Source organism: Flavobacterium seoulense (assembly GCF_000695795.1).
In the GTDB taxonomy this organism is placed as follows: Bacteria; Bacteroidota; Bacteroidia; order Flavobacteriales; family Flavobacteriaceae; genus Flavobacterium; species Flavobacterium seoulense.
Genome location: NZ_JNCA01000003.1, coordinates 26,568 through 44,660 on the forward strand (window position 1 = coordinate 26,568; position 18,093 = coordinate 44,660).

Annotated in this window: 12 protein-coding genes; 7 read left to right on the forward strand and 5 right to left on the reverse strand. The window is 32.6% G+C overall.

Going from position 1 to position 18,093, the window contains the following annotated elements; all coding sequences use genetic code 11:
* Position 1: 1 nt before the first annotated feature.
* The 7 genes from FEM21_RS02050 to FEM21_RS02080 all read left to right on the forward strand — a co-directional run bounded on the left by FEM21_RS02050 (position 2) and on the right by FEM21_RS02080 (position 12,714).
* Entirely contained in the window at positions 2-1,786 is a 1,785-nt protein-coding gene (locus FEM21_RS02050) for a chloride channel protein (protein WP_035657199.1), read from the forward strand.
* A gap of 147 nt (positions 1,787-1,933) precedes the next feature.
* On the forward strand, positions 1,934-4,768 hold the full coding sequence (gene uvrA / locus FEM21_RS02055; protein WP_035657200.1) for an excinuclease ABC subunit UvrA: 2,835 nt from the start codon (positions 1,934-1,936) through the stop codon (positions 4,766-4,768).
* Between the two features lie 11 nt (positions 4,769-4,779).
* A complete protein-coding gene (locus FEM21_RS02060; protein ID WP_035657203.1) occupies positions 4,780-5,271 on the forward strand; it encodes a MepB family protein in 492 nt (163 codons plus the stop codon).
* Between the two features lie 136 nt (positions 5,272-5,407).
* Positions 5,408-6,289, forward strand: coding sequence for an alpha/beta hydrolase (locus tag FEM21_RS02065; protein WP_035657204.1), 882 nt, complete (start codon positions 5,408-5,410; stop codon positions 6,287-6,289).
* 182 nt (positions 6,290-6,471) lie between these two features.
* The gene (locus FEM21_RS02070) at positions 6,472-7,200 is read left to right on the forward strand and encodes an LOG family protein (RefSeq protein ID WP_035657206.1); all 729 of its coding nucleotides are present in this window, start codon (positions 6,472-6,474) and stop codon (positions 7,198-7,200) included.
* A gap of 158 nt (positions 7,201-7,358) precedes the next feature.
* A complete protein-coding gene (locus FEM21_RS02075; protein ID WP_035657209.1) occupies positions 7,359-10,121 on the forward strand; it encodes an aminopeptidase N in 2,763 nt (920 codons plus the stop codon).
* A gap of 184 nt (positions 10,122-10,305) precedes the next feature.
* On the forward strand, positions 10,306-12,714 hold the full coding sequence (locus tag FEM21_RS02080; protein WP_035657211.1) for an alpha-ketoacid dehydrogenase subunit alpha/beta: 2,409 nt from the start codon (positions 10,306-10,308) through the stop codon (positions 12,712-12,714).
* Positions 12,715-12,789: 75 nt separating this feature from the next.
* Here the strand turns inward: FEM21_RS02080 and FEM21_RS02085 are convergent, their stop codons facing one another.
* From FEM21_RS02085 to fabV, 5 genes are all read right to left on the reverse strand, one after another.
* A complete protein-coding gene (locus FEM21_RS02085; RefSeq protein WP_035657213.1) occupies positions 12,790-13,494 on the reverse strand; it encodes a response regulator transcription factor in 705 nt (234 codons plus the stop codon).
* Between the two features lie 3 nt (positions 13,495-13,497).
* Positions 13,498-15,084 carry a sensor histidine kinase gene (locus tag FEM21_RS02090; protein WP_035657216.1) on the reverse strand — a complete coding sequence of 529 codons (1,587 nt, stop codon included), beginning with the start codon at positions 15,082-15,084 and terminating at the stop codon, positions 13,498-13,500.
* A gap of 68 nt (positions 15,085-15,152) precedes the next feature.
* Positions 15,153-15,740: a dephospho-CoA kinase gene (gene coaE / locus FEM21_RS02095; protein ID WP_035657217.1), complete on the reverse strand. Its 588-nt coding sequence runs from the start codon at positions 15,738-15,740 to the stop codon at positions 15,153-15,155.
* Between the two features lie 2 nt (positions 15,741-15,742).
* On the reverse strand, positions 15,743-16,741 hold the full coding sequence (locus FEM21_RS02100) for a glycosyltransferase (RefSeq protein ID WP_035657219.1): 999 nt from the start codon (positions 16,739-16,741) through the stop codon (positions 15,743-15,745).
* A 151-nt stretch (positions 16,742-16,892) separates the two neighbouring features.
* Positions 16,893-18,083 (reverse strand): enoyl-ACP reductase FabV, encoded by a 1,191-nt coding sequence (fabV, locus tag FEM21_RS02105; RefSeq protein ID WP_035657220.1) that lies wholly within the window; start codon positions 18,081-18,083, stop codon positions 16,893-16,895.
* Positions 18,084-18,093: the final 10 nt, after the last annotated feature.

Below are 18,093 nucleotides of genomic sequence, written 5' to 3' on the forward strand. Positions count from 1 at the left end.
AATGTTCAAAAAATATATTTCTAAGTTAGACACGATTATAGTATGGGCACAATCCATTTTGACTGGGAAACAATTTATTTTTCTATCCAGTGTTTTAGTTGGTATAAGTGCTGCATTTGCTGTAATTGTTTTAAAATCATTCGCCCACTGGGTTTTTCAATTTGCTACTTACATTAATGGAATTCTAAAACTGAGCTTCATCAATAGTATTCTGCCTATAGCAGGACTTTTACTTACCGTTTTTGTAATCAAAAAAGTTTTGGGAGGCACTATTGAAAAAGGAACTTCTCAAATTTTGTATGCTGTTGCTAAAAAAGCCAGTATCATTCCTGAGAAACAAATGTATGCTCATATTATCACCAGTTCCTTAACGGTAGGTTTAGGAGGTTCTGCGGGTTTAGAAAGTCCTATTGTGGTTACAGGAGCGGCTTTTGGTTCTAATTATGCTCAAAAATACAAGCTAAGCTATAAAGACCGAACGTTGCTAATAGGTTGTGGCGTTTCTGCCGGAATTGGAGCTGCGTTTAACGCTCCTATTGCCGGAGTTTTATTTGCTATAGAATTTTTACTGGTTGATGTAAGTATATCAGCTTTCACTCCTATTATGATTTCTGCCGCTACAGGTGCTATTGTATCAGCCATAACCCTAGACGAAACGGTTTTATTAAATTTCAAGCAACAACAGCTTTTTAATTATCATAATATTCCGTTTTACGTGCTGCTTGGGGTTTTAACTGGTTTTATTTCTATTTATTACACCCGAAATTTCCAAAGGACAGAACATTTTTTTCACAGACTTAAATTAACTCCTTACAAAAAAGCACTCTTCGGTGCTTCTATTCTGGCAGTATTAATTTTTATTTTTCCAAAACTTTTTGGGGAAGGATATGAAAGTATCAAAATCTTAGCCGAAAGCCATCCTGAAGAAATTCTTGAAAACACCTTGTTTGAAAGTTTTAAAAATAACCGCTGGGTTTTACTTCTTTTTGTAGCTGCTACTATGATGCTTAAAGTTTTTGCTACTTCAATCACTTTAGGTTCAGGAGGAAACGGAGGAAATTTTGCTCCTTCTCTATTTGTAGGATCTTATGTTGGATTTGTTTTTTCAAAATTCATCAATTTTATTGGACTGTCTCATTTACCGGTAAGTAATTTTACCATGGTAGGAATGGCCGGAATTTTGAGTGGTTTATTTCACGCTCCTTTAACCGCCATTTTCCTTATTGCCGAAATCACAGGCGGTTACAGCCTGATGGTTCCACTTATGATTGTTGCTTCTATTAGTTTTGCGATTTCTAAACGCTTTGAAAAACATTCGATGGATGTTAAAAATCTCGCTCAAAAAGGTCATGTTTTCACCAATAATAAAGACACCAATGTGCTTTCGACATTGAACACCAACTCTATTATCCATACTGATTTTTTAACTCTTTCACCTGAGGAAAATCTTGAAAAATTAGTCGATTTAATTTCACATTCCAGCCAGTCAGTTTTTGCAGTAGTCGATAAGGAACAGCATCTTTTAGGTGTAATTCATTTTAATGATATTCGCGAAATTATTTTCAACAAATACAGAGTAAAGTATACTTTAGTTAAAGATATTATGACCGCTCCATCCGATTTTATCTATCCATTTCATAGCATGGAAGTTGTAATGAATAAATTCGAACAAACTAAAAGAACTTTTCTACCCGTTATCAAAGACGAAAAATACTTTGGTTTTATCTCAAAATCGGAAGCTTTGGAAGCTTACAGAAGCAAATTAAAGTCGATGACGATTGAGTAAAAATTTCATGCAGATTCACAAAGAATAATTCCAAAGGATCTTTTTTTTTCTTTTGACATAAATTCTCTGAGATACTCTGTGTTAACTTTGCGAATCTCTGCGAAACAAATAGTAACTTTGCGAGTATTCGGAATTTGCAAAAAAAATATGTTAGAAAAAGACAATACCATTGAAGTTTTAGGCGCTCGAGTTCATAATCTAAAAAATATAGACATTTCTATTCCAAGAGAGAAACTGGTAGTTATTACAGGTCTTTCGGGTTCAGGGAAATCATCTTTGGCATTTGATACTATTTATGCCGAAGGTCAGCGACGTTATGTCGAAACTTTTTCGGCTTATGCAAGACAGTTCCTTGGCGGATTAGAACGTCCTGATGTAGATAAAATTGACGGATTGTCTCCGGTAATTGCCATCGAACAAAAAACAACTTCTAAAAGTCCACGATCAACCGTGGGAACCATTACTGAAATTTATGATTTCCTGCGTTTGCTTTACGCACGTGGAGCTGATGCGTATAGTTATAATACGGGCGAAAAAATGGTTTCCTATTCGGATGAGCAAATCAAAGATTTGATTATTCAGGATTTCACTAACAAACGTATCAACATTCTGGCTCCGGTTATTCGCGCCCGTAAAGGACATTATGGCGAATTATTCCAGCAAATTACTAAACAAGGCTTCCTGAAAGTCCGCGTTAATGGCGATATTCTAGATATTACTCCGGGAATGAAATTGGATCGTTATAAAACCCATGATATCGAAATTGTCATAGATCGAATTGTAGTCGATGCATCTCCAGATAACGAGAAACGACTGAGCGAAAGTATCAATACTGCGATGCATCACGGTGAAAATGTATTGATGATTCTTGATCAGGATTCGAATGAAGTGCGATATTTCAGTCGAAATTTAATGTGTCCAAGTACCGGAATATCCTATCAAAATCCGGAACCTAATTTGTTTTCTTTCAATTCTCCAAAAGGAGCCTGCGAACATTGTAACGGACTTGGGACTGTCAATGAAATCAATGTTAAAAAGATTATTCCTAATCCAAAATTATCCATAAAAGCTGGCGGATTTTTACCTTTAGGTGAATACAAATCTTCCTGGATTTTTAAACAATTGGAAATAATTGGGCAAAAGTTTGATTTTAAAATTACTGATTCGATAGAAACCATTTCAGAAGAAGCAATGGAAATGATTTTGAATGGCGGAAAAGAAAAATTCACTATCAATTCTAAAGATTTAGGTGTTGCCCGCGATTACAAAATAGATTTTGAAGGAATTGCCAATTTCATCAAAAACCAACACGATGAAAGCGGTTCAACAACTATTAAACGTTGGGCTAAAGATTTCATGGACGAAATAAAATGTCCGGTTTGCGAAGGTTCACGCTTAAAAAAAGAAGCTCTCTTCTTTAAAATAGACGAAAAAAATATTGCCGAATTGTGCGCCATGGACATTTCTGATTTAACGAAATGGTTTCATGACTTAAATTCACATTTATCTGATAAACAAAAACGTATCGCCTCTGAAGTAATCAAAGAAATTAAGGACCGATTAGACTTTTTGATGAATGTAGGTTTAGATTATTTGGCTTTAAGCCGAAGTTCAAAATCACTTTCAGGTGGTGAAGCACAACGTATCCGATTAGCAACGCAAATTGGTTCGCAATTAGTGGGCGTACTTTATATTCTGGACGAACCAAGTATTGGTTTACACCAAAGAGACAATGAAAAATTGATTCGTTCTCTCGAACAGTTACGTGATATAGGAAATTCGGTTATTGTAGTTGAACACGACAAAGACATGATTGAAACTGCCGATTATGTGATTGATATTGGACCAAAAGCAGGGAAATATGGCGGCGAAATTATCAGCATTGGAACTCCATCCGAAACACTGAAATCCAATACCATTACAGCAAATTACCTCAATGGTAAAATGAAGTTTGATATTCCTAAAAAACGTCGTGAAGGAAATGGAAAAACACTTAAACTAACCGGGGCTACAGGAAATAATTTAAAAAATGTTTCTGTCGAATTTCCTTTGGGAAAAATGATTTGCGTTACAGGAGTTTCAGGAAGTGGAAAATCGACTTTGATTAATGAGACACTCTACCCTATTTTGAATGCTCATTATTTTAACGGTGTCAAAAAACCACAGCCTTACAAAAAAATTGAAGGTTTAGAACATATTGATAAAGTTATTGATATTGACCAAAGCCCAATTGGAAGAACACCACGTTCTAATCCAGCAACTTATACCGATGTTTTTTCGGAAATCAGAAACCTGTTTACAATGACTTCGGAGAGTATGATTCGTGGTTATAAAGCAGGACGTTTTAGTTTTAACGTAAAAGGCGGACGCTGTGAAACCTGTCAGGGTTCTGGAGTTCGTACCATAGAAATGAACTTTTTACCTGATGTTTACGTCGAATGCGAAAGTTGTCAGGGAAAACGTTTCAACAGAGAAACTCTGGAAATTCGCTATAAAGGAAAATCTATTTCAGATGTTTTGGATATGACGGTGGATGAAGCCGTTCCTTTTTTCGAAAATATTCCTAAAATTTACCGTAAAGTAAAAACCATTCAGGATGTTGGTTTGGGTTATATCACACTGGGACAACAAAGTACAACGCTTTCTGGTGGCGAAGCACAACGTATAAAATTAGCCGGAGAATTATCTAAAAAAGATACCGGAAATACTTTCTATATCCTTGACGAACCTACAACAGGATTGCATTTTGAAGATATTCGTGTATTAATGGGGGTTATCAATAAATTAGTTGATAAAGGAAATACCATTTTAATTATCGAACACAATCTTGATGTAATTAAACTAGCTGATTACATCATTGACATTGGTCCCGAAGGAGGAAAAGGCGGCGGAACTGTCGTTGCAAAAGGTACTCCCGAGGAAATTATGAACAATAAAAAAAGCTATACAGCTAAGTTCCTGAAGAAAGAATTAACGCAATAACAAACCATTTTATGATTTCTATTCCTAACTTTTTATTAGAAACTAATTCAATTATTTTTAATAAATTAGGAATAGAAATCAAAAGTGTTTCTTTAGAAAAAGAAAGCATAATTTATAATGCATGTCAACTAGTTCTAAATAACAGAAAAGTTCTTTTTAGAACCGCTAAAATCACTCCTACTAAAACTGGTCAGTTTGTGACTTTATGGAAAAGAATCCCTAATGGTTCTATTGCTCCTTTCGAAATAAATGATGATTTTGAATTAGTCATTATACAAACTAAAACTGAAAATCAGTTAGGTTATTTTGTATTCCCAAAAGCCATACTTATCGAAAGAGGTATCTTTTCAACCGATTCAAAAGAAGGTAAACGCGCCTTACGAGTTTATCCTTGCTGGGATCAGACTACCAATAAGCAAGCCCAAAAAACACAGCAATGGCAATTAGATTATTTTATAGAATTTCCTTTCGAAAACGATAAAATCAATTCTTTGTTTTTCTAAAACAGAAAACTTATTCCTCTGAAATAAAAGTAGTTATTTCTAATCTCTTTTTTTAATACATTTGGATTGAGTTATTGTAAAAACACTCTATTTCAAAGCAAACAACCAATTTCAATTAACCAAAACCATTCTAACCATGAACAAAACTATTCTATTCTTATTATTTCTGCTACAAACAAACATTCTTTTAGCACAATTACCTAAAGAAACTCCATTATTTCCTAACGGAATTAAAGATAATCCGATTGTTCACGAGCAAAAAGAAACTTATGGGGATTCAGTTGTAAAACAAGGTTCTTTATCTCAAAAAAATCGTGTCTTTAGCAATATTTCGGAACCAACTTATATGCTTTTTCCGGCTGCAGAAGCAAACAATAAACACATTGCAACGATTATTTTTCCCGGAGGTGGTTTCACCACTAATTGGGTCGATAAAGAAGGGACTGATTTAGCTTTATGGCTTTCGCAACAAGGAATTACTTGTATGGTTGTGAAATATAGAACCAATAAAAAAGATGCAAATGGTAAGTTTATCATCCCGATGGAAAAAGTCTATTTTGAAGAACTTAAAAAGGATGTAAATGCAAGTGTAATCACAATGATAGGATTAGCCGATAAATTAAAATTTGACAAAGACAAAATAGGCGTACTTGGTTTTTCAGCAGGTGGATTTATATCAGAATGGCTGACTTTTACATCTGTTAGCGAAAAAATGCCCTGGAAACCAGCTTTTGTAGGTTTAATTTATGCGGGCGATAAATTAAAATTACTTGAAAGCATAAAAGACAAATCAACTTTACCTCCGTTTTTTATGGCTATTGCCAGAGATGATAAAAAATGGACTTTAAAACGAGCGCTTCCGTTTTTATCTGCTATTGTAGCTGAAGTTGACAAATCAGAATTACATGTTTATTCTAAAGGAGATCATGGTTTTGGATTAGCGTATGACGAAGGACATTCTGTTGGTATGTGGAAAGACAGTTTTTATAACTGGCTTTTAGATATTTACAAAAAGTAAACTCAATCAGAAAATAAATCGTGATGGTTAGTAAATTTGACATTCTTTTTTACTAGCCATTTTATTATTATTTTATGAAAAATATAAACTCATTTTAAGCATTTTGTAAGTAAAAAATCTTATTTTAGTAAAAAAGCTACTTTAAAGTTCCTAAAAAAAGTAATAACAAAACGCCGAAGAATATGAGATTTAAAGATTTTGACAATGACGAAGAAAAAATAATTCAAGATAGCTTAAAACAAAAAACATGGAATGAAATTAGGACCAATGACAGTTGGGCAATTTTCAAAATCATGTCGGAATTTGTGAATGGTTATGAAAACATGGGACGTATTGGTCCTTGTGTTTCTATTTTTGGATCAGCGCGTACAAAACCTGAAGACAAATACTACCAACTTGCCGAAAAAATTGCTTTTAAAATCAGTAAAGCGGGTTATGGTGTTATTACTGGTGGCGGACCCGGAATTATGGAAGCCGGTAATAAAGGAGCACATTTAGGTGGAGGAACTTCGGTAGGTTTGAACATCGAATTGCCTTTCGAGCAACATTTTAATCCTTATATCGACCATGATAAAAACCTGAATTTTGATTACTTTTTTGTTCGAAAAGTAATGTTTGTCAAATACTCACAAGGTTTTGTGGTAATGCCCGGAGGTTTTGGAACTTTAGACGAAATGTTTGAAGCTATCACGTTAATTCAAACTAAAAAAATTGCCCGTTTCCCTATCATACTTGTAGGAAGCAGTTATTGGACAGGGTTAATGGAATGGGTCAAAACTGTTCTTGTAGAACAAGAACAAACTGTGAGTCCAGACGATTTAAAATTAATTAAGATTGTTGATAACGAAGACGAAGTTGTAGAAGTTTTAGATACTTTCTACAAAAAGTATACTTTAAAACCCAATTTTTAGAAAAGCTGTTTTTACAGCTTTTTTTTATGTCAATATCCGTACGATGTAAGACAAAAAAATGTATCTTGTTTTACCTTTTAAAAACCTAAATCACATTGACTACTACTACAAAAATTATATTATCATTAGTTGCTTTTTTAGCTTCGCTATGTAGTAGTATGGCACAGCATCGCAATCAACTTTTGGTTGAAATTGACACAAAAACACATGTGTTGAATATCAAACAGGAAATTGAGTTTTTCAACACAACGACAGATACGATTTCGGAAATTGTTTTAAACGACTGGAACCATGCTTATTCGAGTGTTAAAACACCGTTAGCACTCCGTTTTTCAGATGAATTTTATCGCGGATTTCATTTGGCTAAAGAAGAAGACAGAGGAAAAACTTCTATTGCAAGTATTTACAACAATGAACATTCTCTTATTTTCTGGAAAAGAACTGATGAAAATCCGGATCTTGTTATAGTAACATTGGCTAAGAAATTAGCTCCAGCTGAAAAAATCAATCTTAAGTTAAATTATACCGTAAAGATCCCTAGTAATAAATTTACTAAAGTGGGTTATGATGATTTAGGAAATATAAACCTGGAGGACTGGTTCCTTACTCCTGCCCGTTATGAAAATCACGCATTTGTAAAACAAAGCAACGAAAATCTAGATGATATTGCGAATGCAATTTGTGATTTTGACATTCAAATAAAAGTAGCAAATGGATTTTCGTTAACTACAGATTTAGATGCAACACAAGAAATTAACGAAGACTTTACTTTATATAAATTAACAGGAAAGAATAGAGTTAATTTTAATCTTTATATAGAGCCAAAATCTAATTTCGTTAGCTTTAAAAGTGACAGTTTTGAAGTCGTAACTAATTTAAATGGTGAAAAAGTAACTCCCGAAGATCAGGCAAAAGCGATAGATCGTGTGGTTCGTTTTACAAAAAAATTAATTGGAGATTATCCGTTTAAAAAAATTGTAATATCTCAAACGGATTATGAAAAAAATCCATTTTACGGATTAAACCAATTGCCTTCGATAATAAGACCTTTCTCAGATGAATTCACTTATGAAATAAAATTTTTAAAAACCTATCTGAGTGTTTTTCTTAACAACAGTCTTTTTATAAATAATAGAAACGAAAGCTGGGTTCACAACGGAATTCAGGTGTATATCATGATGAAATATATGGAAGAAAATCATCCTGACACTAAAATGTTAGGTAATGCTTCTTCCTATAAATTACTAAAAAGTTTCCATCTGACTAATTTAGATTTCAACGAACAATACAGTTATTTTTATATGTTAATGGCCCGAAAAAATCTCGATCAGCCGTTAGCAGCACCAAAAAATACTTTAATAAAATTCAACGAACAAATCGCGAGCAAATACAGAGCCGGATTGAGTTTGCGCTTTTTAAACAGTTATCTCGAAAATCAGGAAGTTACTAAAAGTATCAACGAATTTTATACTCAAAATCAAGGCAGACAAATTAGCGCTTTAGATTTTGAAAACAACCTAAAACAACAAACCACAAAAGATATTGACTGGTTTTTTAAAACAATAATCAATTCCAGAGATATCATTGATTATCGATTTTCTAATGTAAGTAAAACCAAAGACAGTATTCAGTTTTCGGTAAAAAGCAGAACTGGAATTCACGTTCCAATTCCGGTTTACGGCATAAACAATGGAGAAATTGTATTTAAAAAATGGATTAAACCTGCTAATGACAGTATTTTTAATTTCGAAAGAAATAATGCCAGTAAAATTGTTCTTAATTATAAAAATGAAGTTCCCGAATACAATTTGAGAAACAACTGGAAGTCCTTAAAATCTTTTTTTCCGAACAACCGCCCTATTAAATTTGCCTTCATGAAGGATCTTGAAGATCCTTATTACAACCAGCTTTTATATCTTCCTACATTAGAATACAATTTGTACGATGGTTTTATTACAGGAATACGCCTTCATAATAAAACAATTTTAGATAAACCTTTTATTTTTGATATCAATCCGGCTTACTCTACAAATACAGGCAGTTTATCAGGTTCCGGTTCATTTACTATCAATGATAATTATCGAAATAGCCGCTTATTTAATGTAAAATATAGTTTTTCAGGTTCTTATTTTCATTATGCTCCTGATGCAGCTTACACAAGATTGAATCCAAATATTCAAATACGCATTAGAGAAAACGATTTTAGAGACAACAGAAAACAACTTATTTACCTACGTCAATTATTTGTTGATCGCGAAAAGAGTAACTTTATTACTGATAATTCGACTGAAAATTATTCTGTTTTTAGTGCTAAATATTTCAACACAAAAACCGAGGTTACCCAACATTTCAATTTGATGACCGATGTGCAATTTGCCGGAAAATTTGGAAAAATTGCTGCTCAGATTGAATATAGAAAACTCTTTGAAAATAACCGTCAGATTAATTTTAGATTCTACACAGGAAGCTTTTTGTATAATAAAACCTCTTCTGATTTTTTTAGTTTTGCCCTGGATCGACCTACTGATTATTTGTTTGATTATGGCTATTATGGACGATCAGAAGACAGCGGTTTTTTCAGCCAGCAGTTAATTATTGCCGAAGGCGGATTTAAATCAAAGCTGAATACGCCTTTTGCAAATCAATGGATTAGCACTGCTAATGGAGGATTTACGCTTTGGAACTGGATTGAAGTTTACGGCGATGCAGGTTTTTTAAAGAACAGAAATCAGGATGCTCATTTTGTTTTCGATAGTGGCATTCGATTCAATTTAGTTACTGATTATTTCGAACTCTATTTCCCGGTTTATTCCTCTAATGGATGGGAAATAAGCCAGAATAGATACAATGAAAAAATTAGATTTATTATCACATTTTCACCTAAAATACTAGTGAATTTATTTAATCGAAAATGGTTCTAAATAAAGAACTTACTTCTTTTGGTTAAAAAATAAACAGTTATTTGTTAAAGAAATTATTTTTATTCAAAAAAAGAATGGTTTTTTTAAATAAAAACATTAATTTATGTCTCGTTTTTATTATAATCAATTATGATAATAAGCAGTTTTTAAGTAAATTTGCACCTTGAATTATAATCTTTCAATTATGATAAAGGAACAAAACAATACTACATTGACATTTGAAGATTTCAAGACTGAAGTATTGAATGATTATAAGATAGCCGTAACAAGCCGGGAATGTAGCCTTTTAGGACGCAGAGAAGTATTATCTGGTAAAGCTAAATTTGGAATTTTTGGAGATGGTAAAGAAGTTCCTCAAATTGCTATGGCAAAATTTTTCAGAAATGGAGATTTTCGCTCAGGTTATTACCGTGATCAAACCTTTATGATGGCTATTGGCGAATTAACTGTTGCCAATTTTTTTGCCGGATTATACGGAAATACAGATATTAAACAGGAACCCATGTCAGCTGGAAGACAAATGGGAGGTCACTTTGTTACTCATAGTTTAAATGATGATGGAAGCTGGAAAGACCTGACAAAGCAAAAAAATTCCAGTTCTGATATTTCACCTACAGCAGCTCAAATGCCTCGTCTTCTAGGTTTAGCTCAGGCTTCTAAAGTATATCGTGAAATTAACAATATCCCTAACCAAAAAAAGTTTTCAAATCAAGGAAACGAAATTGCTTGGGGAACAATTGGAAATGCCAGTACGTCAGAAGGATTATTTTTTGAAACAATCAATGCTGCAGGTGTATTACAAGTTCCAATGTTAATTAGTATCTGGGATGATGAATACGGAATTTCAGTTCACGCCAGACATCAAACTACTAAAGAAAATATTTCTGAAATATTATCTGGTTTTCAACGTGATAAAAACAATGACGGAATCGAAATCATGACTGTAAAAGGTTGGGATTATTCTGATTTAATTACTACTTACGAAAAAGCAGCTGCAATTACAAGAGAAGAACATGTTCCTGTTTTAGTTCATGTTACCGAATTAACACAGCCGCAAGGTCATTCCAGTTCTGGTTCTCACGAAAGATATAAAAGTACCGAACGTCTTAACTGGGAAAGAGAATTTGACTGTTTAAGACAAATGCGTTTGTGGATGATCGCCATAAATATCGCTTCTGCAGAAGAGCTGAATGAACTTGAAGCTAATATCAAAAAAGAAGTTTTAGAAGCTAAAAAAACAGCATGGAATTCTTTTATAGCTCCTATTGTTACTGAAAAAAATGACCTTATTTCGATATTAGAAAAAATTGGTCCTTCTTCTAAAAATAAAGATCACATTTTAAAACTTTCGAATGCTTTAAAAGCGATTAAAGATCCTCTAAAAAAAGAAATTCTTGTTACTGCCCGAAAATCACTACGATTAGTTGTGAATGAAAATGGAGCTGAAGAATTATCACTTTGGATACAAAAATATACCCAAATAAATCAAGCTCGTTTTAGTGATAATCTTTATTCAGAATCGAAGAATAATGTTTTTTCAGTTAAGGAAGTTTTACCTACTTATGCTGAAGATGTAAAAAACGATACTGATGGACGAATGATTATCAGAGATAATTTTGACGCCTTATTTACTAAACATCCTGATGTATTAATTTTTGGGGAAGATTCCGGAAACATTGGTGATGTAAACCAAGGTTTAGAAGGAATGCAGGAAAAATACGGAGAAACCCGTGTTGCCGATGTAGGTATTCGTGAAGCCACAATTATTGGTCAGGGAATTGGTCTTGCTTTAAGAGGATTACGCCCTATTGCCGAAATTCAATATTTGGATTATTTGCTTTATGCGATCCAAATTATGAGTGACGATTTAGCTTCTTTACAATACAGAACAGTAGGGAAACAAAAAGCACCATTAATCATTAGAACCCGCGGACACCGTTTAGAAGGTATCTGGCATTCGGGATCTCCAATGGGAATGATTATTAATGCTATAAGAGGAATTCATGTTTTAGTACCAAGAAACATGACTAAAGCTGCCGGTTTTTACAATACATTATTAGATTGTGACGAACCTGCATTAGTAATTGAATGCTTAAATGGATACCGATTAAAAGAAAAAGCACCATTAAATTTAGGAGAATTCAAAACTCCTATTGGTGTTGTAGAAACTATTAGAACAGGGACTGATATCACTTTAGTTTCTTATGGTTCTACATTACGATTAGTAGAACAGGCTGCAAAAGAATTAGCCGAAACAGGTATTGATTGCGAAATTATTGATATTCAATCATTACTCCCATTAGATGTAAATCATGATATTGTAAAAAGTGTTCAGAAAACAAATCGTTTATTAGTAATTGATGAAGACGTTCCTGGAGGAGCTTCTGCTTATATTTTACAGCAAATTATTGAAAAACAGGATGCTTTTAAATATTTAGACAGCAAACCGCAAACCTTATCTGCTAAGGAACACCGCCCTTCTTATGGAACAGATGGTGATTATTTTTCAAAACCATCAATAGAGGATGTTTACGAAAAAGTATATGCTATACTTTCTGAAGCAAGTCCAACGAAATATCCTAAACTATATTAAAATGACATTCTAAATTCAAGAATGATATTATACAAAAAAAGCTTCGATTTTCATCGAAGCTTTTTTTGTACTTAATTATTTTTTAATCACTAAACGGAAACCTTCTCCGTGAATGTTTAAAATTTCGACATCTTCGTCTAATTTTAAATATTTTCTCAATTTAGCGATGTATACGTCCATACTTCTTGAGGTAAAATAGTTATCATCTCTCCAAATTTTAGTTAAAGCCAATTCTCTTGGCATTAAATCGTTTTCATGAAGAATTAACATTTTTAGCAATTCATTCTCTTTTGGAGATAATTTTACCGGTTCTTCACCTGCAAAACTTAAGAAACGTAATTTAGAATTCAAATGAAATTTACCAATTGTGAATTCGAAAGGAACCTGCTCTGCTTTTACATCAGAAGCTTTTCTTTGAATAATAGCTTTGATTTTCATTAGTAAAACTTCTGAATCAAAAGGTTTATTCAAATAATCATCAGCTCCGGCCTTATATCCTTTTAATACATCTTCCTTCATTGACTTTGCAGTAAGAAAGATAATTGGCACTTCGGCATTTTTTTCTCTTATTTCTTTTGCTAATGTATAACCATCTTTATATGGCATCATAACGTCCAAAATACATAAATCGTAAGAATCTTTTTTAAATTTCTCAAACCCTTCCATTCCATTTTTTGCTAAGGTAACATCAAAGTCGTTTAGCATTAAATAATCTTTAAGAACAGCTCCAAAATTTAAGTCGTCTTCTACTAAGAGAATTTTTTTATTTATATTTTCCATATACTAATTTATTAGAGGTAATTTTATAATGAAGGTACTTCCTTTTCCTTTTTCGCTTTCAACATAAACTTGACCGTTATGATCTTCAACAATTCGCTTTACATAAGCCAGACCCAAACCATGTCCTTTTACATTATGTAAGTCTCCGGTGTGCTCTCGATAAAATTTCTCAAAAACTCTTTTTTGAGCCACTTTACTCATTCCTAATCCCTGATCTTTTACTTTTATAAGAATCATATCTTTAATGTTCTCAGTATAAATATCAATCTTAGGCGCTTCTGGCGAATATTTAATTGCATTTTCTAAAATGTTTACAATAACATTTGTAAAATGCACTTCGTTGATTAAAACAGTAGTTCTTGCTGCATCAAAATGATTGTTGATTTCTCCTCCTCTATCCTGCAAAATTAAATTCACATGTTCGATAGCATCATAAATCACTTCTTCAACGTTGCTTGAACCTTTTTCTATGTCTAATTCTTTTTTCTCTAGTTTAGAAATTCGCAATACATTTTCTACCTGAGCATGCATTCGCTTGTTTTCGTCACGAATCATCTGCAAATACCTGAAAACCTTTTCTTTATCTTCGATAATCTTAGGGTTTTTTATGGCGTCCAACGCTAAATTTATTGTTGCAATAGGCGTTTTAAACTCATGCGTCATATTATTAATAAAATCAGTCTTAATCTCCGAAATTTGACGCTGACGAATTAACTGACTTAATGCACTTGTGTAAGCAATTACAATAATCAACGTAAATACTATCGATAAGATTGTAATACTTATTAATTCTGAGAAAAGAAATCTCTTCTTGTTCGGAAAATCAACTGACAATCTATATTTTTCATTTCCTTCATTATCAGCAAGAATTGGGACCGAATATGTTGATTCCTTATCGAAATTATAATTATCTGATTTTACTTTTGTATCAGTTCCATTATTTTGAATTGCAAACTCAAATTTTGTTTTAACACCATGCTCTTCTAATTCTTTCTTCAAAAGGCTTCGCAATTTTTCTTTCGAAATCCTTTCTTCTATAGATAATGTCGATGCATAATCCTTGTATGAAATTTGCAATTGAAATTTATTCAAAGCATCAAGAGTTCCTTCCTTCTTAAAAGATTGATCTGGTATTAAACTCTTGTTTAATGTTGAATTATCTATAGCATTGTTATTATTATATACTTCAGTTTGTCTTTTAGAACTAAAGCTTCTAAATCCATCTGAATTAAATTTTTTATCCAATAACGATCCGTTAAAATCGTATTTTTCAGAGCTAATACTATTTTTATAAATTATGGTTTTATTTGTTTTTGTATTTCTTTGAACAAATAAAATTTCTAACAAATCTTCTTTTTGAGGAAGTTTCCCCGTACTGTCTTTTATCTGATTTATTTTTTCATAAAAACTGTACTCTTCTTGTTTTTCTAATTTTTCAGCAACATTATCAATTACCTGAGTAACATGATATTTAAATTGTTCATCATTATTATTAAATGAAGTATTGAACCAATACACCTGAACGAGTATAATCCCTATTAAGGATAAACTCATCAATAAAACAAGAAATCTAAAAAACAATTTATTCATCAAAACAAAATTAACATTTTAACATTATAGTTGATAATGTATTAACCAAACATTAACACCTACTATCCTTATTGATTTATCGATAAAATTTTAAGAATTTCGTCGATTTTTTGCTTAGCCAAACCAATTTCGATATTTTCAATAACAAAATCACTTTTTGCAACACGCTGTTCATCTGTCCATTGTGAATTGATTCTGTTTAACACTTGTTCCCTGCTAGTATTGTCCCTTTGTAAAACCCTGGCAATTCTAGTTTCTAAAGGCGCGGTTACAGTCATAATTACATCAAAGTTTTTATAATTACCACTTTCAAATAAAATTGCCGATTCATAAACAACATAATCAGCATCACGATGTTTATTTAACCAATCCTTAAAATCTTCTTTGACCGCCGGGTGCACAATGCTATTAAGAATTTTAAGCTGCTCAGGATCTTTAAAAACTATTTCGGCTAATTTGGCTCTGTTTAATTGATTTTCTTCAATAATACCATCTCCAAATTTCTCCCGAATAGCATCGATAATTTCAGGTTTTTGCATGACTTTTTTACCCGCATCATCAGCAATATAAACAGGAATTTTTAATGAGGCTAAATAATTAGCAATGGTAGTTTTACCGCTTCCTATTCCGCCAGTCAATCCTATAATTTTAGCCATATTTACACTTTAAAAAATAAGTACGGAAAAGCTTCCTGCGGCTTTTGTTTCAAAATAATCACTTTAATATACGATTCTAAAAAGCCCAAACCATAACCTAAAAACTGTTTCCAAACCGCTGTTACCGAAAGATAACCTATTTTTATACTTTTATTTTGGTAACTGGAAACCACAAAAATCACAAAAAAGTAAACACAGTACAATTTAGCTAAAAAATCATACGTAAAAATCAACAGAGCAACTGAAAGCGCTAACCCAATAACAAAAAACGTTGGAAAAAAGAAGGTTAGCTTATTGTATTTAGGATACCAGCTATTCAAAATAGGTCGTGCTTTACCAAATTTATTTACCTGAATTGAAAATTTATCCCAGTCAATTCTTCTTTTATGATACACATAGGCTTTAGAAAAAAGTCTGGTTTCAAAACCTAAATTCCATAATCGAATGGACAAATCAGGATCTTCCCCCGGATGAATATTCCCAAATCCTTTTGAAGCTTCAAAAGCTTTTCGGGAAATTCCCATATTAAAGCTTCTGGGCTGGAATTTATCTATTTTTTCCGAACCACCTCTAATTCCGCCAGTAGTTAAGAAAGAAGTCATAGCAAAATTGATTGCTTTTTGAATATTCGAAAAACTATCTAAAGCTTTATCAGGACCACCAAAACAGTCTACATAATTCTCCTTTAAAGCCTTATCTACTTCCGATAAATATTGAGTTGGAATAATACAATCAGAATCAAAAATGATAAAATAGTCACCTTTTGCCACTTTCATTCCATAATTTCGGGAATCACCAGGACCTGAATTTTCTTTGTAATAATAAGAAATTGATAATCTGTTTTTATACTGATTGACAACATCTTCGCATTTAATTGCAGAACCATCTTCTACAATTACAATTTCAAAATCTTCTTTATAATCTAATTTTGATAAACTCTCTAAAAGTTCATCAACTTCGTCCGGACGATTATAAACGGGAATAATCAAAGAAAAATACATATTCTTAAAAGCGGTATTAATTATACAATATAAATGTAATATTTTAACAAAGATAACCTTTAAACAATAATGCGCCTTAATTTTAAATGCTTTTATACATTTAAATTAAGACGCATTACAATAAAATTATTCTTTTTTTTTCGAAATAAAATTAAGAGATACTTTCTACCTGAACCATTTCGTCAGCTTCAGCATTATAATCAACTCCTGCTAAATCAAAACCGAATAAATTGTAGAAATCTTTTCTGTATCCTTCTAAATCTCCTATTTCAGCTAAATTTTCAGTAGTAGCCTGCTCCCATAATTGAGCAACCTGAGCCTGAACATCATCACGCATTTCCCAGTCATCAATACGGATTCTTCCTTTTTCATCCACAGGAACTTCTCCTCCTGTAAACAATCTTTGTTGGTATAAACGTTGGATTTGCTCAATACAACCTTCGTGAATTCCTTCAGCTTTCATTATTTTGTACAATAAAGAAATATACAATGGAATTACCGGAATTGCAGAACTTGCCTGAGTAACTAAAGCCTTATTTACTGAAACATAAGCTTTTCCGTTAATATCAGCTAAACTGTCTGAAATTTCGAAAGCAGTAGCTTCCAAATGATCTTTTGCACGACCAATAGTTCCTTTTCTATAAACCGCTTCAGTAACTGATGGCCCTATATAAGAATAAGCAACTGTATTTGCTCCCGGAGCCAATAAATTCTCAGCTTTTAAAGCATCAATCCACATAGCCCAGTCTTCACCACCCATTACAGCAATTGTATTTTCGATATCGTCACCAGAACATGGCTCAATAGAAACTTCAGAAACTTTTCCTGTGTGGAAATCCACAGTTTTATTTGTAAAAGTATTTCCGATAGGTTTTAAAACAGAACGGTGTGTAACACCTGTATTAGGATTTGTACGAACAGGAGAAGCCAAACTATAGATTACTAAATCAACCTGACCTAAATCGGCTTTAATTAAATCCAGAGTTTCTCTTTTTACTTCATTCGAAAAAGCATCTCCATTGATACTTTTTGCATACAAACCTGCTTTATGCGCTTCTTTTTCAAAAGCTGCAGAATTGTACCAACCCGGTGAAGCTGTTTTTCCAGCCAATGGTGGTTTTTCAAAAAATACTCCAATTGTTGCTGCATCAGAACCAAAAGCACTTGAAATTCTTGAAGCCAAACCAAAACCTGTAGAAGCACCGATTACCAATACTTTTTTAGCACCATCAATAGCTCCTTTTGATTTAACATACTCAATTTGATTTTTAACACTTTGCTCACATCCAGCCGGGTGTGCTGTCAAGCAAATAAATCCTCTCATTCTAGGTTCAATGATCATAATATATCTT